Below are 23,129 nucleotides of genomic sequence, written 5' to 3'. Positions count from 1 at the left end.
GTACGGCTCAGCCCTCGAAGGTCGCGGCCAGCGCGTCGGCGAGCCCCGGCACCAGGTCGGGGCCGGTCAGCACCTCGGTCGGCGAGTCCTTCTCGCGCAGCCGGATCGCGGCCTCCCGGGTCCCGTCCCGCAGCACGGCGACCGTCATCCGGACCTCCTGCCGGTCCGGGTGCCCGGCCACCCACCTGTTCAGCTTGGCGCCGCTCAGGTCCTTCGGGACCTGGGCCTCCGCCGACGGCGGCAGCATCAGCCGCTCCACCGTCAGGGCGCAGCCGGCCACCGCGTCCGGCCAGGCGATGGTGCCGAGGAACTCGTCGAGCGGCTTGCCCTTGGGGATCTCCTCCTGCTCGATCGGGGTGTACGCGGTGGCGTCCGCGCCGAGCTTCAGCGAGGGCGCCTGGGCCCGCAGCCGGGCGGTGTCGACCAGGGCGAAGAGACGGGCGGGCCGGTCCCAGCCGAGACCCGAGGCGTACTCGTCGATCTCGAGCACCGCGCGGGTGAGGGGACTGGAGGCCATCGGCGGGCCCGAGGGGGAAACGTTGGACATGACCAATATCCTGCCTCCTCTTCCCCCGGAGACGGGAACTAGGTAAAGCGTCAGTAAGTTGCACCAGTGGGCTCTACGATCGCGGAGCCCGTTTTCCGACGCATCAACACCGAGGGGCGCACGTTGGCTTTCCAGATGCCGGACCGTGGCGGCAGCCCGTCCGGGCCAAGGATCAGAGTCGGCCGGCCGTCCCGGCGGGCCCGCACCCTGCTGATGACACTGGGCGTGCTGGCCGTCCTGGCCATGGCGTTCGTGATGTTCGCCGGGTTCTGGACGGACTGGCTCTGGTACCGCTCGGTCCACTACTCGTCCGTGTTCACCACCACCCTGTGGACCAAGATCGGCCTGTTCGCGGTCTTCGGTCTGCTCATGGGGCTCGTCGTCGGCCTCAACATCTGGCTGGCGTACCGGCTGCGGCCGCCGCTCAGCGCCATGTCGCTGGAGCAGCAGAGCCTCGACCGGTACCGGATGGGCGTGGCCCCCTTCAAGAAGTGGGTGCTGCTCGCGGTCACCGCCCTGGTGGGCCTGATCGCCGGCGCCTCCGCCTCGGGCCAGTGGCGCACCTGGCTCATGTGGGTCAACGGCGTGGACTTCGGCGAGAAGGACTCCCAGTTCGGCAAGGACGTCTCGTTCTACGCCTTCGACCTGCCCTGGTACCGCTTCCTGCTGGCCTTCGGCTTCGCCGCCGTGGTGCTGTCGCTGATCGCCGCGGCGATCACGCACTACCTGTACGGCGGACTGCGGGTCACCAGCCCCGGCGCGCGGGCCACCGCCGCCGCCACCGGCCACCTCTCGGTGCTCCTCGGCGTCTTCGTCGCGCTGAAGGCGGTGGCGTACTGGCTCGACCGGTACGGCCTGGCGGTGAAGTCCAGCGACTTCAAGGCCACCGGCAACTGGACCGGCCTGCGGTACGTCGACGCCAACGCCTACCTGCCGGCGAAGACGATCCTCTTCTGCATCGCCGTCATCTGCGCCGTGCTCTTCTTCGCCACCCTGTGGCGCCGCACCTGGCAGCTGCCGGTCATCGGCTTCGGCCTGATGGTGCTCTCCGCGGTGCTGATCGGCGGTCTGTACCCGGCGATCGTGCAGAAGTTCCAGGTCCAGCCGAACGAGCAGGCCAAGGAAGCCCCGTACATCCAGAAGAACATCGACGCCACCCGTAAGGCGTACGCGATCGACGGGACCAAGCTGGAGAACTACTCGGGCAAGTCGACGGTCAAGGCCAAGGACAAGCTGCGCACGGACGCCGACTCGGCGGCCGCCTACCGCATCCTCGACCCGAACATCGTCTCGCCGACCTTCCAGCAGCTTGAGCAGAAGCGGAAGTACTACCAGTTCCCGACCACCCTCGACGTGGACCGCTACGAGGGCCAGGACATCGTCATCGGACTGCGCGAGCTGAACATCCGCGGCATCCCGAAGCGGAACTGGATCAACGACCACTTCACCTACACCCACGGCTACGGCGCCATCATGGCCCGCGGCACCCAGACCGACGCCAACGGCTCCCCCCTCTTCACCGAGTCCGGTCTGCCGACCACGGGTGACCTCGGGAAGTACCAGCAGCGGATCTACTACGGCGAGAAGACCGACCAGTACTCGATCGTGGGCGGCCCCCAGAAGGAGCTGGACTACGAGGAGAACGGCGAGAAGACCACCAGCTACGCCGGCAAGAGCGGCGTCAGCCTGGAGAACGCCTTCAACCGCGCCGCGTACGCCGTCGCCTTCAGCGAGCCGCAGATCCTCTACTCCGGGGCCATCGGCGACGGCTCGCGGATCCTGTACAACCGCACGCCCAAGCAGCGCGTCGAGGCCGTCGCCCCCTGGCTGACCATCGACGGCGACGCCTACCCGGCCGTCGTCGACGGGAAGATCCAGTGGATCGTCGACGCCTACACGACCAGCAACGGCTACCCGTACGCCTCGCGGACCACGCTCGGCGACACCACGGCCGACTCGCTGACCGTCGGCAACCAGCAGCGCGCGGTCGTCGCCCAGCAGAACCAGGTCAACTACATCCGCAACTCGGTGAAGGCCACGGTCGACGCCTACGACGGCACCGTCACCCTCTACCAGTGGGACACCGAGGACCCGGTCCTCAAGACCTGGATGAAGGCGTTCCCCGGCACGGTGAAGGCCAAGTCCGAGGTCAAGGGCGACCTGCTGGAGCACCTGCGCTACCCGCAGGACATGTTCAAGGTCCAGCGCGAGCTGCTGACCCGCTACCACGTCACCGACCCGGCCCAGTTCTACAGCGGCTCGGACGCCTGGCAGGTGCCGGACGACCCGACCAACAAGGACAACGTGGCCGTGCCGCCGTACTACCTGAGCATGAAGATGCCCGGGGACACGGCCCAGCGCTTCTCGCTGACCACGACGTTCACCCCCAACGGGCGGCCCAACCTGGGCGGCTTCATGGCGGTCGACGCCGACGCCACCAGCAAGGAGTACGGCCGGCTGAGACTGCTCCGGGTCACCGAGGACGTGCCGGGACCGGCGCAGGTGCAGAGCAAGCTCAACGGTCTGCCCGACGTGGCCACCTTCGTCCGCGACATGAAGGGCGCCGACTCGGACATCCAGTACGGCAACCTGCTGACCGTGCCGCTCGACGGCGGGTTCCTCTACGTGGAGCCGGTCTACGCCCAGGGGCGGAACGCGCTCTACCCGCTGCTGAAGAAGGTCGCGGTCTCCTACGTGGACGCCGACCAGCCGGACGGCGACACCACCAAGGACACCACGGTGTTCGAGAACAACCTCACGGACGCCCTCAACGCGGTCTTCGGAGTGGAGGGCACGACCCCGCCGCCCACCCCGCCGGGCACCGAGCAGCCGCCGTCCACCCCGCAGCCGCCGGCCTCGGCGGACGCGGCGCTGAAGCAGGCCATCGCCGACGCCCAGAAGGCGTACGACGCGGGCGAGGCGGCCCTCGCGAAGGGCGACTGGGCGGCCTACGGCAAGGCCCAGGACGACCTCCAGGCCGCGCTGGAGAAGGCGGCTGAGGCCGGCGCGAAGATCCGGCCGCAGGGGGCCTCCGGCAGCTGACCTGCGGGCTTCACCCCGCGTCGTGATAGTGTGACGTCACCGACGCGGGGTGGAGCAGCTCGGTAGCTCGCTGGGCTCATAACCCAGAGGTCGCAGGTTCAAATCCTGTCCCCGCTACTGACACGAGGGCTCGGATCCATAAGGATCCGGGCCCTCGTCGCGTGTCGTGCTGACGGAGGGCGCCGAAGAGCGGTACGGAAGGGGCGAGTTGAGGCGTCTCGTGTTTGACTTGTCTCTCTGTGGGCATGTCGACAAAACGCTGAGGTGACCTCACGGGCTGCGGTATACCGGGTGTGCGCGGGTTGCGGGTGGTGCGACGATGGTATTTATGGGGGACAGGGCAACTCTGTTGGAGACAGGGCGGTTTGTGCAGCGGCACGCCAGAAATGCCGCGGACGAGATCATCGAGGCAGTGACCGCCGTCGATGCGGTCGTCGACACCACCGCCAGAACCGTCCCGGACGCCGGGCCGGAGACCGAGGCCGAGACCGAGGCCGAGACCGAGGGCCGGCACCGGAAGGCCGCCGAGCGCGGCGACACCGACGCCATGAGCGCCCTCGGCGCCCTGCTGCTGCGCCGCGGCGACCTCGACGGCGCCGAGCCCTTCCTGCGCGGCGCCACCGCCGAGGGCGACCGGGCCGCCGCCAACAACCTCGGCGTCCTGCTCCACCAGCGCGGCTACCCCGACGAGGCGGCCGGCTGGTGGCGGGTCGCCGCCGTCGCCGGCTCCGCCCCCGCCGCCCACGCGCTGGGCCGCCACCACCGCGAGCGCGGCGACGAGCCCGCCGCCGAGTACTGGCTCCGCCAGGCCGCCGAGCAGGGCCACGCGCTGGGCGCCTACGCCCTCGCCGACCTCCTGGAGCACCGCAGCGACGTCGGCGCCGAGCGCTGGCTCCGCGCCGCCGCCGAGCAGGGCCACCGCGAGGCCGCCTACCGGCTGGCGGTCGCCCTGGAGCGGCGCGCCACCGAGTCCATCCGCGGCCCGCACGCCTACGGCCCCGCCGCCTCCGCGGGCCGCGCCGGCCACGCGTACGACACGGCCGGCCGTCTCCGTGCGGCCGAGCTCACGCGCACCGGCGAGGACCGCCCGCCGGCCGTCGCTCCGCCCCGGACCGCCGAGGCCGCCGGCGCCGGGCTGCTCGGCGAGGCCGAGCAGTGGTTCCGGCAGGCCGCCGCACGGGGACATCGCCGGGCCGCCCTGCACCTCGGCGCCATCCTCGAGCACCGCGGCGAGCTGAAGGAGGCCGGACGCTGGTACCTCAGCTCCGCCAAGGAGGGTGAGGCCAAGGCCGCCTGCGCCCTCGGCTTCCTGCTGCGCGACGCCGGCGACGAGGAGAGCGCCGCCGTCTGGTGGCTGCGCGCCGCCCAGGACGGCGACGGCAACGCCGCCAACGCGCTCGGCGCCCTGCACGCCGCCCGCGGCGAGCAGCAGACCGCCGAGCGCTGGTACCGCGCCGCCATGGACGCCGGCGACGTCAACGGCGCCTACAACCTCGGGCTGCTCTGCGCCGCCCAGGACCGCCTCCCGCAGGCCGAGCAGTGGTACCGCCGCGCCGCCTACGCCGGCCACCGCGAGGCCGCCAACGCGCTCGCCGTGCTGCTCCTCCAGGCCGGCGACGCGAACGGCGCCGAGCCGTGGTTCTCCAAGGCCGCCGAGGCCGGGTCGGTCGACGCCGCCTTCAACCTCGGCATCCTGCACGCCGGCCGAGACGACGACCGCGCCGCGCTCGCCTGGTACGAGCGGGCCGCCGCCGCCGGCCACACCGAGGCCGCCCTCCAGGTCGGCATCGCCGCCCTGCGCGACGGCGACGAGCAGACCGCCGAGCGGCACCTGCGCTGCGCCGCCGGCGGGGGCAGCGCCGAGGCGGCCTTCCGGCTGGCCACGGTCCTCGACGCCCGCCGCCCCGAGCCCGGCCCGGTGGTCCTCGGCGCCCCCGTGGACCAGAAGACCGAGTGCGAGGAGTGGTACGAGCGGGCCGCCCAGCAGGGCCACCGGCGCGCCCAGGTGCGGGTCGGCATGCTGGCCGCCGGCCGTGGCGACCTCACCGAGGCCGCTCGCTGGTACCGGGAGGCCGCCGAGGCCGGCAGCCGCAACGGCGCCTTCAACCTCGGACTGCTGCTCGCCCGCGAGGGCAACGAGCGGGAGGCCGCCCTCTGGTGGACCCGGGCCGCCCGGGCCGGACACGGCCGCGCGGCGCTCCGGCTCGGCCTGCTCGCCGCCCGCCGCGGCGAGCTGTCCGAGGGCCGCGTCTGGTGCGCCCGCGCGGTCGAGCTGGGACCGGCCGAGGTCGCCGAGCGGGGTGGAGCAGCTCGGTAGCTCGCTGGGCTCATAACCCAGAGGTCGCAGGTTCAAATCCTGTCCCCGCTACTCAGTAGCCCGAAGGCCCGGATCGTCTCCATACGATCCGGGCCTTCGGCGTTCCCGCGACGTACGGGCGACGGGCATGCGAAAAGGGGCGCCCCCGAGGGGGGCGCCCCTTTTCCGACGGTCAGGCCGCCGCGCAGTTCGGGCAGAGGCCGCGGTAGGTGACCTCGACGTTCGAGATCGTGAAGCCGAAGCGCTCCGCGTCCGGCAGGTCCCGCAGCGGGTCGCCCGCCGGGTGGACGTCCCGGATCGCGCCGCAGCCGGCGCAGACCAGGTGCTGGTGCGGCCGGTGGGCGTTGGGGTCGTACCGCTTGGCGCGGCCGTCGGTGGCGACCTCGATCACCTCACCGAGCGTGACCATCTCGCCCAGCGTGTTGTAGACGGTCGCGCGGGAGATCTCGGGCAGGCGCTCGACGGCGCGGGCGTGCACCTCGTCGGCGGTGAGATGCACGTGGTCGCCGTCGAGGACCTCGGCGACGACACGGCGCTGCGCGGTCATCCGCCAGCCGCGTCCGCGCAGTCGTTCCAACAGGTCGCTCATGAGGGCCAGGGTAACAGCGGGCGGAAAACGGGCGGCCGGGCTTCCGGCCAGTGGGATACCGGCCAACCTCGGCGGCACTCGGATCGCACTCCGGCCAACGCGGCTCAGTCCGCCACGCTGTGCGCCGGGAGCCAGCAGCGGATGATGTCGCGGACCGAGACCATGCCGACCGGCCCGAGGTGGTCCAGGACGACCAGATGGCGGAAGCCGCCGCGGGTCATCGCCTCGGCCGCCTCCTCCAGTGTCCAGCCCGGCGCCGCGAAGACGACCTCGTGGGTGGTGTGGGAGCCGGCGGTCTCCCGGTCCGGGTCCTCGCCGCGGCCGAGCGAGTTCAGGATGTCGCGCTCGGTGAGGATGCCGATCCCGGCGTCGCCGTCCAGGACGACGGCGGCGCCGACCCGGCGGGCGGACATCAGGCGGGCGGCCTGGCGGAGCGTGTGGGTGGGGCCGACGGTGAGGATCACCGTGCTCATGGCGTCACGGACGAGCATGGATGGAGCCACCTCCTCGGCGAACCGCCCATGTGAGGCGGTTCACAAACGCACAAGCGGGGGGAGTCTCAGACTCGCACCGGGGGAGGAGGCCGACAAGGGGGCGCGCGAGGCGCCCCCGGGGGCGGCCGGGGGCGCGCTCAGGCGTCCGGCGTCGCCGTGTGCCCCAGCCGTCCCAGCAGCTCCTCGTGGAGCAGACCGTTCGAGGCCGCCGCGTTCCCGCTGTGCGGGCCGGGCCGCCCGTCCAGGCCGGTGTACGAGCCGCCTGCCTCCTGCACCACGATCGCCACCGCCGCCATGTCCCACAGCGACAGCTCCGGCTCCGCGCACAGGTCCACCGAGCCCTCGGCGACCATCATGTACGGCCAGAAGTCGCCGTACGCCCGGGTCCGCCAGCACGCGCGCGTCAGGTCCAGGAAGGCGTCGAGCCGGCCCCGCTCCTCCCAGCCGCTCAGCGAGGAGTACGCGAACGAGGCGTCGGCCAGCGAGGCCACCCCGGAGACGCCGATCCGGGTCCCCGCGTCCTGCCCGGTGCCGGTGAAGGCGCCCAGGCCCTTCGCCGCCCACCAGCGGCGGCCCAGCGCGGGCGCCGACACCACGCCGACCACCGGTTGGAAGCCGGTCTCGTCCTCCTCCATCAGCGCGATCAGGGTCGCCCACACCGGCACCCCGCGCACGTAGTTCTTGGTGCCGTCGATCGGGTCGATCACCCAGCGGCGCGGACCGGTGCCCTCCACGCCGTACTCCTCGCCCAGGATCGCGTCCCCCGGCCGCTCCTTCTGGAGCTCCGCGCGGATCAGCTCCTCGGCGGCCCGGTCCGCCTCGCTCACCGGGGTCATGTCCGGCTTCGTCTCGACCTTGAGGTCCAGCGCCCGGAAGCGGGCCATGGTGGCCGCGTCGGCGGCATCCGCGAGGGCATGGGCAAGACGCAGGTCATCGTGGTAATCGGCCATGCCCGGCACTCTAGCGCCGCCCCGACACCACCCGGCGAACCGTCTCGCGCCCGGCGCCCGCGCTCTTGACACCGCCCGCGCGCCTGCCGACCCTGGGGGACCACCGTCCGGCCCGGAGGCGCCCATGCCGACCGCCCGCGAGGCCCTCCTCGACGCCGCCCTCACCGCCCTGGCCCGCCACCCCTGGTCCGCCGTCCGGATGGCCGACCTCGCCGCCGCCGCCCGGGTCTCCCGGCAGACCCTCTACAACGAGTTCGGCAGCAAGGAGGGACTGGCCCGGGCCCTCGTCCGGCGCGAGGCCGACGCCTACCTCGACGGGGTCCGCCGGCTGCTCGCCGCCCGCGAACCGTCCGCCCGCGACCTCGCCGCCGTCGCCGAGTGGACCGTCGCCCGGGCCGGCGACCGGCCGATACTGCGCTCGCTGCTCACCGGCGCCTGGACCGAGGGGCTGCCCCGGCCCCGCCCGGTCCGGCCGGGCGCCGCGCCCGCCCCCGTACCCGCGCAGCGGCGGGCCGACGACGGACCGCCGGCGCCGGGGGAGCTCCTCGCGGCGACCGCGCGCTGCGCGGGGGAGCGGTGGGCGGCCGGGTGTGAACTGGCCCTGCGGCTCGCCGTCAGTCACGTCGTCGCCCCGGCGCTGCCGCCGGCGGGTCAGTGCGCGGAGCCGGACAGCTGGAGGCCGATGACCCCCACGATGACGAAGGTGATCGAGACGATCTTGAGCGTCGAGACCAGGTCGCCGAGGAACACCATGCCGTAGATGGCGGTGCCGGCCGCCCCGATCCCCGTCCACACCGCGTACGCCGGGCCCACGTCGAGCTTCTTCAGCGCGAGCGTCAGCAGCCCGAAGCTGCCCAGGGCGAAACAGGCGAAGGCGATCGTCGGCCACAGCCGGGTGAACCCGTGCGAGAGCTTCAGGCAGACCGCGAAGCCCGTCTCCAGGAGCCCCGCGACCACCACCAGCAGCCACGCCATCGTTCCGCCTCCCACCCGGTCGGATCATCCGCACTTGTGCGGTTATGTCCATACCGGCATGAGGACAGGAGTAAACACCCCGGCCCGGGGGTCAGTCGCCCTCGTGGCGCTCGCGGGTGGAGAGCAGCCGCCGCAGCGAGTACAGCCGCGCCGGATCGGCGTGCCCCTCCGCGACCCAGGCGTCCAGGCCGCAGTCCGGCTCGTCGTGGCTGCACGCGCGCGGGCAGTCCTCCGTGCCCGGCTCCAGGTCCGGGAAGGCGTGGATGACCCGGGACGGATCGACGTGGTGCAGACCGAAGGAACGCACGCCCGGGGTGTCGATGACCCAGCCGTCCACCACGTCCAGCGGCAGCGCGAGCGCCGAGGTGGTGGTGTGCCGGCCGCGCCCCGTCACCGCGTTCACATGCCCGGTGATCCGCCGCCGCTCCAACGGCACCAGCGCGTTGACCAGCGTCGTCTTGCCGACGCCGGAGTGGCCCACGAAGGCCGTCACCCGGCCGTCCAGGTACTCCCGGACCCGGTCCGCCGCGCCGCCGTCGTACAGCTCCTCGCGGTTCACCACCACGTGCGGGATGTCCAGGTCGCCGTAGAGCTCCAGGAGCTTCTCGGGCGGGGCCAGGTCCGACTTGGTCAGCACCAGGAAGGGCTCCAGGCCGCCGTCGTACGCGGCCACCAGGCAGCGGTCGATCAGCCGGGGGCGCGGCTCCGGGTCGGCCAGCGCGGTGACGATCGCGAGCTGGTCGGCGTTGGCGACGACCACCCGCTCGTACGGGTCGTCGTCGTCGGCCGTGCGGCGCAGCACCGAGCTCCGCTCCCCGATCCGGACGATCCGGGCCAGCGTGTCCTTCTCGCCCGAGAGGTCGCCCACCAGGGAGACCCGGTCGCCGACCACGGCCGCCTTGCGGCCCAGCTCGCGGGCCTTCATCGCCAGCACGGTCCGGTCCTCGACCAGACAGGTCAGCCGGCCGCGGTCCACGGTGAGGACCATGCCCTCGACGGCGTCCTCGTGCTTGGGGCGGATCGAGGTCCGCGGCCGGGTGCCCTTGCGGTTGGGCCGCTGGCGGATGTCGTCCTCGTCGGTGTGCTTGCCGTAACGCCGCATGGTTCAGGCTCCGAGCATTTCGGTCCACATCCCCGGGAAGTCCGGCAAGGTCTTCGCCGTGGTCGCCACGTCCTCGATCTCCACGCCCGGCACGGCGAGGCCGATGATCGCGCCCGCGGTCGCCATCCGGTGGTCGTGGTACGTGTGGAAGACGCCGCCGCGCAGCGGGCGCGGGCGGATGTGCAGCCCGTCCTCGGTCTCGGTGACGTCGCCGCCGAGGCCGTTGATCTCCCGGGTGAGCGCCGCCAGCCGGTCGGTCTCGTGGAGCCGCAGGTGCGCCACCCCGCGCAGGGTGGAGGGCGAGTCGGCGAGGGCGGCGACGGCCGCGATGCCGGGGGTCAGCTCGCCGACCTCGCCCAGGTCCACGTCGATGCCGTGGATCCGGCCGGTGCCGGTGAAGGTGAGACCGGCGTCGGTGAGCTCGCAGGCGCCGCCCATCTCGGTGAAGATCCGGCGCAGCTCGTCGCCGGGCTGGGTGGTGCGGGCCGGCCAGTCCGGGACGGTCACCCGGCCGCCGGTGACCAGCGCGGCGGCCAGGAACGGCTGCGCGTTCGACAGGTCCGGCTCGATGACCAGGTCCCGGCCGCGCAGCGCCGACGGGGCGACCCGCCACACGTCCGGCTCGCCGCCGTGCTCCGGCTCGTCGACCTTGGCGCCCACCGCGCGCAGCATGTCCACCGTCATCCGGATGTGCGGCATCGACGGCAGCCGGCCGCCCACGTGCCGGACCTCGACGCCCTGGTTGAAGCGGGCGCCGGAGAGCAGCAGGGCGCTGACGAACTGGGAGGACGAGGAGGCGTCGATCTCGACGGTCCCGCCGTCCAGGCCGCCGGCGCCGTGCACGGTCATCGGGAGGGCGCCGCGGCCCTCGTCGTCGATCCGGGCGCCGAGGGCGCGCAGCGCGTCGATCACGCCGTGCAGCGGGCGCTCGTGGGAGCGCGGGTCGCCGTCGAAGCGGACCGCGCCGTCGGCGAGCGCGGCGACCGGCGGCAGGAAGCGCATGACGGTGCCCGCGTTGCCGACGTCGACGGTGGCGGCGCCGCGCAGCGGGGCGGGGATGATCCGCCACGCCTCGCCCGTGCCGTCCGGACCCACGCCCTCCTCGATCTTCACGCCCAGGGTGCGCAGGCCCTCGGCCATCAGGAGGGTGTCGCGGGAGCGGAGCGGGCGGCGCACCCAGCCCGGCTCGGCGGCGAGCGCGGCGAGCACCAGGGCGCGGTTGGTGACCGACTTCGAGCCCGGCACGGTCACGGTCGCGTCGACGGGGCCGCTCGCGTACGGCGCGGGCCAGAGGTCCGGGCCGGCGGGGGCGGCGGGCTGCGACGGATCGGGGTGCGCGGGGGAAGCTGCGGTCATGCCCTCACTGTACGGGGGTGTCAGCGGCCCAGAAGCCAGGTGGCGCCGCCGATCAGGCAGCTGAGGGACACCGTGTGGAAGAAGGCCAGCCACACCCCGGCGGGCACATGGGTGAGCCGGGAGAGCTGGTCCGCGTCCGAGTCGGGCGCCCCGCCGTGCCGCCGCTTCCCCTGGAGCTCGAAGGGCGGCCGTACCCCGCCGAGAAGCAGGAACCACACCACCGCGTACGCGAACAGCGCCTGCACCTCCGGGGCCGCCAGCCAGGTCACCAGGACGAAGAGCGCCCCGGTCAGCACGACCGAGAGGATCCCGTACGCGTTGCGGACCATGACCAGCACGGCGAGCAGCAGCGCGGTCGCCGCCCACAGCAGCACCGCGACCAGGCCGGCGCCGAGCAGCGCCGCCCCGCCGAGGCCGAGCAGCGGGGCCGCCGTGTAGCCGGCGGCCAGGGTGAGGACGACGCCGAGGCCGGTCGGGCGGCCCCGGGTGACGGTGAGGCCGCTGGTGTCGGAGTGCAGCCGGATCGCCATCAGCCGGCGACGGCAGGCGAGCGCGACCAGGGCGTGGCCGCCCTCGTGGGCGATGGTGATCGCGTTCCGCGCGACCAGCCAGATCCGCCGGGGCACGGTGACGGCGAGCGCGGCGAGGCCGGTGGCGATCACCAGCCACTCCTCCGGGGCGGCCTGCGGGCTGAAGAGGTCCATCCTCCGGTCCGCTCCTCTCTGGCTCGGGGATCGTGGCAGTGTGGCACGTATGTGCGGACGTTATGCGGCGAGCCGGCGGCCCGAGGACCTCGTGGGCCTCTTCGGGATCGAGAAGTGGGAGCCGGAGGAGACCCTGGAGCAGGACTGGAACGTGGCCCCCACCAAGGAGGTCTACGCGGTCCTCGAACGCCCTCTGAAGGACGCGGAGACGCGCCGGCCGGTTCGCCAGCTGCGCGCCCTGAAGTGGGGACTGGTCCCGTCCTGGTCGAAGTCGCCGGAGGGCGCCGCCCGGATGATCAACGCCCGGGCCGAGACCGTGCACGAGAAGCCGTCCTTCAAGCGCGCCTTCCAGGCCCGCCGCTGCATCCTGCCCGCCGACGGCTATTACGAGTGGGTGACCGGCGCCGCCGAGCGCGACCTGGAGGTCGAGGGGAAGAAGAAGCGGCCCCGGAAGCAGCCGTACTTCGTGACCCCGGCGGACGGCTCGGTCTTCGCCATGGCCGGCCTCTACGAGTTCTGGCGCGACCCCGCGCTCCCGCCCGAGCACCCGGACGCCTGGTGGGCCACCTGCTCCGTGATCACCACCGAGGCGGAGACCGGCCCGCTCGGCGTGGCGCCCGCCGAGGGCCCCGGCACGCTCGCCGACATCCACCCCCGGATGCCGCTGATGCTCACCGAGGACCGCTGGGACGCCTGGCTCGACCCGGCCACCACCGGCCTCGACGAACTGCGCGCCCTGCTCGCCCCGCCGCCGGGCGGCCTGATGCGGGCCTATCCGGTCTCCACCGCCGTCAGCAACGTCCGCAACAACGGCCCCGAGCTCCTCGCCGAACTGGCCGGACCCGAGGTCGGCACGCTGTTCTGAACGCCGCCCGGCGCGCGCCGGGACGGCAGGATGGGGACGTGACGAAGATCGAGACCGTGCCCACCGACGCCGGTGAGGCCCGCATCACCTGGCACACCGCCCCCCGGGCCCGCCGCGTCCTCGCCCTCGGCCACGGCGCCGGCGGCGGCATCGAGGCCCGCGACCTGGCCGCCCTCGCCGCCGCGCTGCCCGCCCACGGCGTCACCGTCGCCCTGGTCGAGCAGCCCTGGCGGGTCGCCGGGAAGAAGGTCGCGCCCGCGCCGAAGACCCTCGACACCGGCTGGCGCGGCCTCTGGCCGGCCCTCGCGGCGCCCGGCCTCCCGGTCGTCGCGGGCGGCCGCAGCGCCGGCGCCCGGGTGGCCTGCCGGACCGGCGCGGAACTCGGCGCCGCCGCCGTCCTCGCCCTGAGCTTCCCGCTCCACCTGCCGGGGAAGCCGGAGAGCTCCCGCGCCGCGGAGCTCCTCGGCACCGGGCTGCCCACCCTCGTCGTCCAGGGCGGCAACGACCCGTTCGGCAGGCCGGACGAGTTCCCGCCCGGAGGCGCGTACGAACTGGTCGAGATCCCGTACGGCGACCACGGCTTCGCCGTCGCCAAGCGGGCGCCGACCGGCCAGGACGAGGCCGTCGGGCGGATCGTCGAGAGCGTCGCGGACTGGCTCGCCGCGCTGCGCTGAAACCCGCCCCGGGCCCGGGAATGCGGGGGTCGCGGGCGCTGTTGTGGAGAGCGTCGGTGTGAGAAGCGAGAGAGGGAGTCCGTCGCATGGGTTCGACCATCTGCCCGGAGCGGGCCAGGTCCGCGGAGCTCGACTGGACCGTGCTGCCCGCCCCCAAGGCCGCCCCGGTTCGGGCGGCGGGCGGAGCCGTTCCTCGTCTATCCTCCGAGACGAGCGGGTCCGGCACCGGCCCCGTCACCGCGCTGGAGGAGGTGGGTCCGGTCACTGGGACCGACACAGGGACCGACGACGGCCCCGAGGAGACGACCGAGGAGCGCAACGCGCGCTTCGAGCGGGACGCCCTCGGCTACCTCGACCAGATGTACTCGGCCGCGCTGCGGATGACGCGCAACCCCGCGGACGCCGAGGACCTGGTGCAGGAGACCTACGCGAAGGCGTACGGCTCCTTCCACCAGTTCCGCGAGGGCACCAACCTCAAGGCGTGGCTGTACCGCATCCTCACCAACACCTTCATCAACTCGTACCGCAAGAAGCAGCGCGAGCCCCAGCGCAGCGCCGCCGAGGAGATCGAGGACTGGCAGCTCGCCCGCGCCGAGTCGCACATGTCGACCGGTCTGCGCTCCGCCGAGTCGCAGGCGCTCGACCACCTCCCCGACTCGGACGTGAAGGAAGCGCTCCAGGCGATCCCCGAGGAGTTCCGCATCGCGGTCTACCTCGCCGATGTCGAGGGCTTTGCCTACAAGGAGATCGCCGACATCATGGGGACCCCCATCGGTACGGTGATGTCCCGCCTGCACCGGGGCCGCCGCCAGCTCCGCGGCATGCTCGAGGACTACGCCCGCGAGCGTGGCCTCGTCCCCGCCGGCGCCGGAGAGTCGTCCAAGGATCTGAAAGGCGCGGACTCATGAGCTGCGGAGACCCGCACGAGACGGACTGCTCGGAAGTCCTGGATCATCTCTACGAGTTCCTCGACCGAGAGATGCCCGACGGTGAATGCACCAAGTTCGAGGTGCACTTCGAGGAGTGCTCCCCGTGCCTGGAGAAGTACGGCCTCGAACAGGCGGTCAAGAAGCTCGTCAAGCGCTGCTGCGGCAGCGACGACGTCCCCACCGACCTGCGGGCCAAGGTCATGGGCCGGATCGACCTGATCCGCGCCGGACACCTGGTCCCCGAACAGGACGCCGTCACCCCCGAGAGCCCGGCCCCGCAGACCCCGGCCGCCCAGGAGTGACCGCACGCGTGTGCGGGCACCCGTCCGCGCACTCGTCAGCTTGTATCACCCGATGGTAGGAATCGACGGCGGCCCGCCTTCCGCGGCCGCCGTCCTCGCTAGCGTGACCGCGTGACGGTCGTGAAGCCCCTCCCGCGAACGGCCCGCGCGTACATCGTCTGCGCCGCCCTCGGCGCCGGAGCGTGCGCCCTGCCCGCACTCCTCCCCCCGTCGCCCACCCCCTGGGCGACGGCCGGACTCCTCGCCGCCCTGTACGCGCTCTGCGAGCTGCCCGCCCGCTGCCGCCTCCTCGGCCGCGCCCACGCCGGCTCCGTCCCCCTGGGCCCCGGCTCCTTCTTCCCCGTCCTCCTCGCCGCCGCCCTGCTGCTGCCCCCGGCCGCCGCCGCGCTCACCGCCCTCCCCGGCGGCCTCCTCGCCCGCGTCGACGAACCCCCCGCCGGCTGGCGCCGCACCTGGCGCGCCGCCGCCACCGCCCTCGCCGCCTGGGCCGCCGCCCACACCGCCGGCGCCCTCGGCACCCCCGCCGCCCTCGGTACCGCCACCGCCGGCCCCGACATGCGCCACGCGTTACCCGGCGCCCTCGCGACCGCCCTCGTCTTCTGCCTCGTCCTCACCACCCTCGACGGCGGCGTCCGCGCCACCGCCGACGGCCTCCCGCTCCGCGCCGCCCTGCGCCACGGCCCCCTCGGCCGGGCCCTCGCCCCCCACCTCGTCCACGGCCTCGCCGGACTCATGATGGGCGTCCTCTGGCGCAGCCCCCACGGCCCCGCCGCCGCCCTCCTCGTCCTGCTCCCCATGTACCTCTCCTGCTGGGTCTTCGCCCAGTACCACCGCGAGCGCGCCGCCCACCAGGCCACCATCCGGGCCCTCGTCCAGGCCGTCGACATCAAGGACAGCTACACCCGCGGCCACAGCGAACGCGTCGGCCACGCCTCCGTCCTGATCGCCCGTGAGCTCGGCATGGACGGCGACCGCCTCGACACCGTCCGCTTCGCCGGCATCCTCCACGACGTCGGCAAACTCGGCGTCCCCACCCGCGTCCTCCGCAAGGACGGCCCGCTCACCCCCGAGGAGCGCCGGATCATCGAACTCCACCCCGAGTACGGCCACGAGATGATCCGCGGCATCGGCTTCCTCGGCGAGGCCCGCGACGCCGTCCTCCACCACCACGAACGCATCGACGGCAGCGGCTACCCCTACGGGCTGCGCGGCGAGCAGATCCCCGAATGCGCCCGGGTCGTCGCCGTCGCCGACGCCTTCGACGCCATGACCTCCACCCGCTCCTACAGCCGCGCCCGCCCCGTCGCCACCGCCCTCGCCGAACTGCGGCGCTGCGCCGGCAGCCACTTCGACCCCCGGATGGTCGACGCCCTCGTCCGCGCCCTCGACCGCGAGGGCTGGCAGACCGCCGTCACCGCCGACGAACCCGGCGCCCAGGTCCCCGCCCCCCGCGCCCCCGGCCCGCGCACCGCCAAGACCCAGGAGCCCGCATGAGACCCGGGGCGGTCACCGTCGGCGCCGTCCACGGCGCCGCCCTCCTCCTCGGCGCGGCCGGACTCGCCCACACCCTCTGGCACGGCCTCGCCGAACCCGGCAACGCCCTCGCCTTCGGCGCCCTCATCGCCCTCGGCGAACTGGCCCGCCGCGGCGCCCACCCCGGAGAACGCGAACCCGCCCCGCTCGCCGCCGCCGGCGCCCTCGCCTACGCCCTCCTCGGCGACGACGCCGGCGCCGCCACCACCCACGGCGTCCTCCAGATCGTCGCCGTCGTCTGCGCCGGCGGACTCGCCGGCATCGTGCCCCACATCGCCCGCGGCCACGGCCCCGACCTCGACCACCTCGCCCGCCGGGTCCTCACCGTCGGCTTCGCCGCCCTCTGCTTCCAGCCGCTCTACAACTCCGGCACCGTCACCGGACACCTCGGCCTCGGCACCGCCTACGCCCTCTTCCTCGTCCTCGTCCTCGGACTGACCGGCCTCTGCGACGCCGTCCTCGCCGCCCTCCTGCTCCGCGCCCGCACCGCTTACCCGTACGGCCCCCTCCTCCGCGACGAACTGCGCGCCCTCCCCGGCATCGGCTCCGCCGTCTGCGCCACCGGCGTCGTCATGGCCCTCGGCGTCGGCGCCGCCGGACTCTGGGCGCTCCCCGTCCTCGCCGTACCGCTGCTGCTCACCCAGGTCTCCTTCCGGCGGTACGCCGCCATCCGCACCGTCAACCGGCAGACCATCGCCTCCCTCGCCCGGGCGACCGAGATCGCCGGCTGCACCCCGCCCGGCCACGCCCGCCGGGTCGCCGCCCTCTCCACCGCCGTCGGCCGCGAGCTGGGCCTCGGCGGCGCCGAGCTGACCGTCCTGGAGTACGCGGCCCTCATGCACGACATCGGACAGCTCTCCCTCGTCGACCCCGTCGCCGGCGGCGCCACCGCCCTCCTCCCCGCCGACCAGCAGCGCCGGATCGCCCTCCTCGGCGGCGAGGTCGTCCGCATGACCGGCGTCCCCGCCGCCGTCGCCCACGTCGTCGAGCGGCAGGCCGACCCGTACCGCGAGCAGCCCCGGGCCGCCCGCATCGTCCGCGCCGTGAACGCCTACGACGACCTCGCCGGCGAGGACGCGGCCGCCGCCCTGGAAGCCCTGGAGCTGCTCCGGCTCGGCACCGCCCGCGACTACCACCCCGAGGTCGTCGCCTGCCTGGCCAGGGTCCTGGCCCGCGGCGGAACCCCTGGGGTGACCTCGGCCCCCACGGGGTAACCCATGGGTAATGAGCGCGCGTCCGACCCGGCATGGTTGGATGCGAACAAGAGGGTGAAGCGACCGGGCAGGCGGGAATCGTGAGGATCTTCGGGAAGGTACGGCATCGGCCCTCCGCCTCGTGGCGGCAGGCCACCGACCGCGCGTTCACGCTGATCGGCGACGGCCGGTACGAGGACGCGGGCGCGCTGCTCACCCGGGCGGCCGATCTGGAGCCCTGGCTCTCCGAGTCCTGGTTCAACCTGGCGCTGCTGCACAAGTTCCGGCACGACTGGGAGCAGGCCCGCGCCGCCGGACTGCGGGCCGTGGCCCTGCTCGACAAGGAGACCGGCGCCCCCGACTGGTGGAACGTCGGCATCGCCGCCACCGCCCTGCAGGACTGGCCGCTGGCCCGCCGCGCCTGGCAGGCGTACGGACTGAAGGTCCCCGGCGCCTCCTCCGCCACCGGCGAGCCCGCCGGGATGGAGCTCGGCAGCGCCGCCGTCCGGCTCTCCCCGGAGGGCGAGGCCGAGGTCGTGTGGGGCCGCCGGCTCGACCCGGCCCGCATCGAGGTCCTCTCCATCCCGCTGCCGTCCTCCGGCCGCCGCTGGGGCGAGGTCGTCCTCCACGACGGCGTCCCGAACGGCGAGCGCACCACCACCGCCGGCCCCTCCTACCCGGTCTTCGACGAGATCGAGCTGTGGGCCCCCTCACCCGTCCCCACCTGGGTCGTCCTCCTGGAGGCCGCCACCGAGGCGGACCGGGACGCCCTGGAGCAGCTGGCCGCCGAGGCCGGCTTCGCCGCCGAGGACTGGTCGTCGTCCGTACGGCTCCTCTGTCGCGCCTGCTCCGAGTCGACCATGCCCAGCGCCGAGGGCGAGGGCGACCACGTCGACCCGCACGACCACAGCGAGCCCGGCCACCCCGGACCGCTCGGCCACCGCTCGCCCGGCGAGCTGTGGGTGCCCGAGCGCGAGTGCGGCATCGCGGCACCGGCCGACCTGGTCCGCGGCCTCCTCGACGGCTGGGTCGCCGACAGCCCCGACAGCCGGGAATGGCGCGATCTCGAAGAGGTCTGCTGAGCCTTCCGCCCCGGCCCCGTAGGCTGTCCCCTGACGGAATCGGGTTTTCAGGAAGGCGCGGCGGCACATGGCGCAGCAGGAGACGGGCGAGCAGATCTTCACGGGCTACGCCCTGGACGACGACGGCTACATCGTGGACACGGAGGACTGCGAGGCGCGCGAACTCGCGCACCGCGAGCGCGGCACCTCCCGTCCGATCACGGTCGTCGGCAACCCGGTGCTCCACCACGAGTGCAAGGACGTCACCGAGTTCGGCCCCGAACTCGCGGCCCTGGTCGACGACATGTTCGCCAGCCAGAAGACCGCCGAGGGCGTCGGCCTCGCCGCCAACCAGATCGGCGTCGGCCTGAAGGTCTTCGTCTACGACTGCCCCGACGACGAGGGCGTCCGCCACACCGGCCACGTGGTGAACCCGGTGCTCCAGGAGCTGCCGGCCGACCGCCGCCACCTCGACGACTCCAACGAGGGCTGCCTCTCGGTCCCCACCGCCTACGCGGAGCTGGCCCGCCCGGACTTCGCCGAGGTCCACGGCCAGGACCTGCACGGCAACCCCATCAAGGTCCGCGGCACCGGCTACTTCGCCCGCTGCCTCCAGCACGAGACGGACCACCTGTACGGCTTCCTGTACATCGACAAGCTCTCCAAGCGCGACCGCAAGGACGCCCTCCGCCAGATGGCCGAGGGCACCCCGCGCTACCCGGTCGTCCCGAACGACTGAGCCGCGTACGGAGAAGGGCCCCGCACTCGACCGAGTGCGGGGCCCTCTCGCGTGTCCGGACGGACTAGAAGTCCTCGTCCAGGTCGACCGTGCCCTCGACCGCCACCTGGTAGGCGGAGGGGCGGCGCTCGAAGAAGTTGGTGAGTTCCTGGACGCCCTGGAGCTCCATGAAGGCGAACGGGTTCTCGGAGCCGTAGACCGGGGGGAAGCCGAGGCGCTGGAGGCGCTGGTCGGCGACGCACTGGAGGTACTCGCGCATGGACTCGGTGTTCATGCCCGGCAGGCCGTCGCCGCACAGGTCGCGGCCGAACTGGAGCTCCGCCTCGACGGCCTCCTTCAGCATGTCCGTGACCTGCTGCTGGAGGGCGTCGTCGAAGAGCTCCGGCTCCTCCTTGCGGACCGTGTCCACGACCTCGAAGGCGAAGTTCATGTGCATGGTCTCGTCGCGGAAGACCCAGTTGGTGCCCGTCGCCAGGCCGTGCAGCAGGCCGCGGCTGCGGAACCAGTAGACGTACGCGAAGGCGCCGTAGAAGAACAGGCCCTCGATGCAGGCGGCGAAGCAGATCAGGTTGAGCAGGAAGCGGCGGCGGTCGGCGGCCGTCTCCAGCTTCTCGATCTTCTCGACCGAGTCCATCCACGTGAAGCAGAACTGCGCCTTCTCGCGGATGGAGGGGATGTTCTCGACCGCCGCGAAGGCCGCCGCGCGGTCGTCCGGATCGGGGAGGTAGGTGTCCAGGAGGGTCAGGTAGAACTGGACGTGGACGGCCTCCTCGAAGAGCTGGCGGCTCAGGTAGAGGCGGGCCTCCGGGGAGTTGATGTGCTTGTAGAGCGTCAGGACCAGGTTGTTCGCGACGATCGAGTCGCCCGTCGCGAAGAACGCGACCAGCCGGCCGATCATGTGCTGCTCGCCGGGGGTGAGCTTGGCGAGGTCGGCGACGTCCGAGTGGAGGTCGACCTCCTCGACGGTCCAGGTGTTCTTGATGGCGTCCCGGTAGCGCTCGTAGAAGTCCGGGTAGCGCATCGGGCGGAGCGTCAGCTCGAAGCCCGGGTCCAGGAGGTTCTTCTTCTCGGTGGTGCTCATTACTGGCATGCCTCGCAGGACTCGGGGTTCTCCAGGGAGCAGGCGATCGCGTCGGCGTCGGGGGCCGCCTGCTGGACGGGGACGGGGGTGGCGGCCGGCGTCGACGCCTGGGCGGCGCGGGCGATCCGGGTCGCCGGGCGGGAGCGCAGGTAGTACGTCGTCTTCAGGCCCTGCTTCCAGGCGTACGCGTACATCGACGACAGCTTGCCGATCGTCGGCGTCTCCATGAACAGGTTCAGGGACTGGGACTGGTCCAGGAACGGGGTGCGCGCCGCGGCCATGTCGATGAGGCCGCGCTGCGGGATCTCCCAGGCCGTGCGGTACAGCTCGCGCACCTCGGCCGGGACCCAGCTGAAGCCGGCCACCGAGCCGTTGGCGTCGCGCAGCGCCTCCCGGGTCTGCGCGTCCCACACGCCGAGCTTCTTCAGCTCGTCGACGAGGTACGAGTTGACCTGGAGGAACTCGCCGGACAGCGTCTCGCGCTTGAAGAGGTTGGAGACCTGCGGCTCGATGCACTCGTAGACGCCGGCGATCGAGGCGATCGTCGCGGTCGGCGCGATGGCGAGGAGGAGGGAGTTGCGCATGCCGGTCGTCGCGATCCGCTCGCGCAGCGCCGCCCAGCGCTCCGGCCAGTTCAGCTCGACGTCGTAGTGGTCGGGGTGCAGGACGCCCTGGGCGGTGCGGGTCTCGGCCCAGGCCGGGAGCGGGCCGCTGCGCTCGGCGAGGTCGGCGGACGCCTCGTACGCGGCGAGCATGATCCGCTCGGCGATCCGGGTGGACAGCGCGCGGGCCTCGGGGGAGTCGAAGGGCAGCTTCAGCTGGAAGAAGACGTCCTGGAGGCCCATCGCGCCCAGGCCCACCGGGCGCCACCTGGCGTTGGAGCGGCCCGCCTGCTCGGTCGGGTAGAAGTTGATGTCGACGACCCGGTCGAGGAAGGTGACGGCCGTGCGGACGGTCTCGTCCAGGCGCTCCCAGTCGATGTCCGAACCGGCCACGAAGGCACCCAGGTTGACCGAGCCGAGGTTGCACACCGCGGTCTCGTCGTCGTTGGTGACCTCGATGATCTCGGTGCACAGGTTCGAGGAGTGCACCACGCGGCCGGGCAGGGCGGTCTGGTTCGCGGTCCGGTTGGAGGCGTCCTTGAAGGTCATCCAGCCGTTGCCGGTCTGGGCCAGGGTCCGCATCATCCGGCCGTACAGGTCACGGGCCGGCATGGTCCTGCGGGCCAGGCCCGCCTCCTCGGCCTTGCGGTAGGCGGCGTCGAACTCCTCGCCGTACAGGTCGACCAGCTCGGGCACGTCCGCCGGGGAGAACAGCGACCATTCGGCGTCGGCGTTGACCCGGCGCATGAACTCGTCCGGGATCCAGTGGGCGAGGTTCAGGTTGTGGGTGCGGCGGGCGTCCTCGCCGGTGTTGTCGCGGAGCTCCAGGAACTCCTCGATGTCGGCGTGCCAGGTCTCCAGGTAGACGGCGGCGGCGCCCTTGCGGCGGCCGCCCTGGTTCACGGCGGCGACCGAGGCGTCGAGCGTCTTCAGAAACGGCACGATGCCGTTGGAGTGCCCGTTGGTGCCGCGGATCAGCGAACCGCGCGAGCGGATCCGCGAGTAGGACAGACCGATGCCGCCCGCGTGCTTCGACAGGCGCGCGACCTGGTGGTAGCGGTCGTAGATCGAGTCCAGCTCGTCCTGCGGGGAGTCCAGGAGGTAGCAGGAGGACATCTGGGGGTGGCGGGTGCCGGAGTTGAAGAGCGTGGGGGAGGAGGGCAGGTAGTCGAGCCGGCTCATCAGCCCGTAGAGCGCCGCGACCTCGTCCAGCGCGCGGACCGAGTCGTCCTCGGCGAGGCCGGCCGCGACCCGGAGCATGAAGTGCTGCGGGGTCTCGATCACCTTGCGGGTGATCGGGTGGCGCAGCAGGTAGCGGGAGTACAGGGTGCGCAGGCCGAAGTAGCCGAAGCGGTCGTCGGCGGCCGGGTCGATCAGCGCGTCCAGGCGGGCGGCGTGCAGCGCGACGAAGTCGGCGGTGCGGTCGGCGATCAGGCCCTCGCGGTGGCCGGTGGCGACCGAGGCGGAGAAGGAGACCGCGCCCTGCCCGGCCGCCTCCTCGGCGATCGTGAGGGTGAGCAGGCGGGCGGCGAGCCGGGAGTAGGCGGGGTCCTCGGAGATGAGTCCGGCGGCGGCCTCGGTGGCCAGTTCGCGCAGCTCCGCCTCGTCCGAACCGGCGTGCCGGCCGCGCAGGGCGGCGGCGGCGACCCGGCCGGGGTCGGTGTCGGTGAGGTCGGCGGTGAGGTCGGTCAGGGTCCGCAGCAGTACGGTCCCGGGGCCGTCGCTCTCGATCGCGGCGGCCTCGGCGGCTGACGGACCCGCAGGCGCGATGGTCACGTGGGGGCTCTCCCTCGCTCGGCCCGGGGCCACGGCGGGGGAGGGGCGGGCGGGCATCCGTACGCGCGGAAGCGCCCGCGTCCACCGGCCCATTCCGCGAGGCCCGGACGTCGTCGGCACCCGGAACGGACGGACCGGGCGCACTGCGCGCAGGTGCTCGGACTCGCCACGTGCGGAAAAGCGCACGAAGCACACCGTTGCGGGACAGTTCCGGATTCGCACCGGATTCCCCTGCGTCGACAGCGAGGACGAGCATACATGTGGGGGGCGCCGCTCGTGGCACCCCCCACATGTTGTG

The 23,129-nt window shown here is 73.2% G+C and carries 21 protein-coding genes, 2 tRNA genes and 1 riboswitch; of the genes, 13 read left to right on the top strand and 10 right to left on the bottom strand.

What is annotated here, in order from left to right; all coding sequences use genetic code 11:
- Nucleotides 1–7: 7 nt before the first annotated feature.
- Entirely contained in the window at nucleotides 8–547 is a 540-nt protein-coding gene (locus IF73_RS0128760; protein WP_031013215.1) for a PPA1309 family protein, read from the bottom strand.
- A 135-nt stretch (nucleotides 548–682) separates the two neighbouring features.
- Here IF73_RS0128760 and IF73_RS0128755 point away from each other — a divergent pair, with 135 nt between their 5' ends.
- The 4 genes from IF73_RS0128755 (at nucleotide 683) to IF73_RS0128740 (ending at nucleotide 5,957) form a co-directional block, all read left to right on the top strand.
- Complete coding sequence (locus tag IF73_RS0128755) at nucleotides 683–3,589, top strand: UPF0182 family protein (protein WP_078868300.1); 2,907 nt, start codon at nucleotides 683–685, stop codon at nucleotides 3,587–3,589.
- Nucleotides 3,590–3,632: 43 nt separating this feature from the next.
- Nucleotides 3,633–3,706, top strand: a tRNA-Met gene (locus IF73_RS0128750).
- A gap of 202 nt (nucleotides 3,707–3,908) precedes the next feature.
- Entirely contained in the window at nucleotides 3,909–5,906 is a 1,998-nt protein-coding gene (locus IF73_RS39845; RefSeq protein WP_031013212.1) for a tetratricopeptide repeat protein, read from the top strand.
- A tRNA-Met gene (locus tag IF73_RS0128740) sits at nucleotides 5,884–5,957 on the top strand. The genes IF73_RS39845 and IF73_RS0128740 overlap by 23 nt, the downstream gene beginning before the upstream one ends.
- Before the next feature lie 121 nt (nucleotides 5,958–6,078).
- Here IF73_RS0128740 and IF73_RS0128735 read toward each other — a convergent pair.
- From IF73_RS0128735 to hisN, 3 genes are all read right to left on the bottom strand, one after another.
- Complete coding sequence (locus IF73_RS0128735; protein ID WP_031013210.1) at nucleotides 6,079–6,495, bottom strand: Fur family transcriptional regulator; 417 nt, start codon at nucleotides 6,493–6,495, stop codon at nucleotides 6,079–6,081.
- 104 nt (nucleotides 6,496–6,599) lie between these two features.
- Nucleotides 6,600–6,986 (bottom strand): cyclic nucleotide-binding/CBS domain-containing protein, encoded by a 387-nt coding sequence (locus IF73_RS0128730; protein ID WP_031013208.1) that lies wholly within the window; start codon nucleotides 6,984–6,986, stop codon nucleotides 6,600–6,602.
- Nucleotides 6,987–7,126: 140 nt separating this feature from the next.
- Entirely contained in the window at nucleotides 7,127–7,939 is an 813-nt protein-coding gene (hisN, locus tag IF73_RS0128725; protein ID WP_031013206.1) for a histidinol-phosphatase, read from the bottom strand.
- A 124-nt stretch (nucleotides 7,940–8,063) separates the two neighbouring features.
- On the opposite strand from hisN, the gene IF73_RS0128720 reads away from it, so the two are divergent.
- The gene (locus IF73_RS0128720) at nucleotides 8,064–8,699 is read left to right on the top strand and encodes a TetR/AcrR family transcriptional regulator (protein ID WP_037880780.1); all 636 of its coding nucleotides are present in this window, start codon (nucleotides 8,064–8,066) and stop codon (nucleotides 8,697–8,699) included.
- On the opposite strand, the gene IF73_RS0128715 is transcribed toward IF73_RS0128720, so the two are convergent.
- The 4 genes from IF73_RS0128715 to IF73_RS0128700 form a co-directional block, all read right to left on the bottom strand.
- A complete protein-coding gene (locus IF73_RS0128715) occupies nucleotides 8,591–8,914 on the bottom strand; it encodes a DMT family transporter (RefSeq protein WP_030492730.1) in 324 nt (107 codons plus the stop codon). The two genes, IF73_RS0128720 and IF73_RS0128715, sit on opposite strands and share 109 nt — an antisense overlap.
- 91 nt (nucleotides 8,915–9,005) lie before the next feature.
- Entirely contained in the window at nucleotides 9,006–10,016 is a 1,011-nt protein-coding gene (rsgA, locus tag IF73_RS0128710) for a ribosome small subunit-dependent GTPase A (protein ID WP_031013202.1), read from the bottom strand.
- A 3-nt stretch (nucleotides 10,017–10,019) separates the two neighbouring features.
- Entirely contained in the window at nucleotides 10,020–11,372 is a 1,353-nt protein-coding gene (gene aroA / locus IF73_RS0128705) for a 3-phosphoshikimate 1-carboxyvinyltransferase (protein WP_031013201.1), read from the bottom strand.
- 20 nt (nucleotides 11,373–11,392) lie between these two features.
- Nucleotides 11,393–12,076 carry a M50 family metallopeptidase gene (locus IF73_RS0128700; RefSeq protein WP_031013200.1) on the bottom strand — a complete coding sequence of 228 codons (684 nt, stop codon included), beginning with the start codon at nucleotides 12,074–12,076 and terminating at the stop codon, nucleotides 11,393–11,395.
- A gap of 49 nt (nucleotides 12,077–12,125) precedes the next feature.
- Here IF73_RS0128700 and IF73_RS0128695 point away from each other — a divergent pair, with 49 nt between their 5' ends.
- From IF73_RS0128695 to def, 8 genes are all read left to right on the top strand, one after another.
- Nucleotides 12,126–12,941 (top strand): SOS response-associated peptidase, encoded by an 816-nt coding sequence (locus IF73_RS0128695; protein ID WP_031013198.1) that lies wholly within the window; start codon nucleotides 12,126–12,128, stop codon nucleotides 12,939–12,941.
- A 38-nt stretch (nucleotides 12,942–12,979) separates the two neighbouring features.
- Complete coding sequence (locus IF73_RS0128690; protein ID WP_031013195.1) at nucleotides 12,980–13,615, top strand: alpha/beta family hydrolase; 636 nt, start codon at nucleotides 12,980–12,982, stop codon at nucleotides 13,613–13,615.
- A 251-nt stretch (nucleotides 13,616–13,866) separates the two neighbouring features.
- Nucleotides 13,867–14,523 carry a sigma-70 family RNA polymerase sigma factor gene (locus tag IF73_RS0128685; protein WP_030492724.1) on the top strand — a complete coding sequence of 219 codons (657 nt, stop codon included), beginning with the start codon at nucleotides 13,867–13,869 and terminating at the stop codon, nucleotides 14,521–14,523.
- On the top strand, nucleotides 14,520–14,846 hold the full coding sequence (rsrA, locus tag IF73_RS0128680) for a mycothiol system anti-sigma-R factor (RefSeq protein ID WP_031013193.1): 327 nt from the start codon (nucleotides 14,520–14,522) through the stop codon (nucleotides 14,844–14,846). Before IF73_RS0128685 ends, rsrA begins: the two co-directional genes overlap by 4 nt.
- Nucleotides 14,847–14,966: 120 nt before the next feature.
- Entirely contained in the window at nucleotides 14,967–16,340 is a 1,374-nt protein-coding gene (locus IF73_RS0128675; RefSeq protein WP_031013192.1) for an HD-GYP domain-containing protein, read from the top strand.
- On the top strand, nucleotides 16,337–17,593 hold the full coding sequence (locus IF73_RS0128670; protein ID WP_031013188.1) for an HD-GYP domain-containing protein: 1,257 nt from the start codon (nucleotides 16,337–16,339) through the stop codon (nucleotides 17,591–17,593). Before IF73_RS0128675 ends, IF73_RS0128670 begins: the two co-directional genes overlap by 4 nt.
- Before the next feature lie 80 nt (nucleotides 17,594–17,673).
- The gene (locus tag IF73_RS0128665) at nucleotides 17,674–18,654 is read left to right on the top strand and encodes a tetratricopeptide repeat protein (protein ID WP_031013187.1); all 981 of its coding nucleotides are present in this window, start codon (nucleotides 17,674–17,676) and stop codon (nucleotides 18,652–18,654) included.
- 67 nt (nucleotides 18,655–18,721) lie between these two features.
- Entirely contained in the window at nucleotides 18,722–19,372 is a 651-nt protein-coding gene (gene def, locus IF73_RS0128660; RefSeq protein WP_031013186.1) for a peptide deformylase, read from the top strand.
- Between the two features lie 64 nt (nucleotides 19,373–19,436).
- On the opposite strand, the gene IF73_RS0128655 is transcribed toward def, so the two are convergent.
- The gene (locus IF73_RS0128655; protein WP_031013176.1) at nucleotides 19,437–20,453 is read right to left on the bottom strand and encodes a ribonucleotide-diphosphate reductase subunit beta; all 1,017 of its coding nucleotides are present in this window, start codon (nucleotides 20,451–20,453) and stop codon (nucleotides 19,437–19,439) included.
- Nucleotides 20,453–22,831, bottom strand: a complete 2,379-nt coding sequence (locus tag IF73_RS0128650; protein ID WP_031013175.1) for a ribonucleoside-diphosphate reductase subunit alpha — start codon at nucleotides 22,829–22,831, stop codon at nucleotides 20,453–20,455. Before IF73_RS0128650 ends, IF73_RS0128655 begins: the two co-directional genes overlap by 1 nt.
- A gap of 130 nt (nucleotides 22,832–22,961) precedes the next feature.
- Nucleotides 22,962–23,100, bottom strand: a riboswitch (cobalamin riboswitch).
- Nucleotides 23,101–23,129 lie beyond the last annotated feature (29 nt).

The organism is Streptomyces sp. NRRL F-5727, assembly GCF_000719555.1.
In the GTDB taxonomy this organism is placed as follows: Bacteria; Actinomycetota; Actinomycetes; order Streptomycetales; family Streptomycetaceae; genus Streptomyces.
The sequence above is the reverse complement of the archived record's forward strand: the minus strand, read 5'-3'. Positions and strand labels throughout refer to the sequence as shown.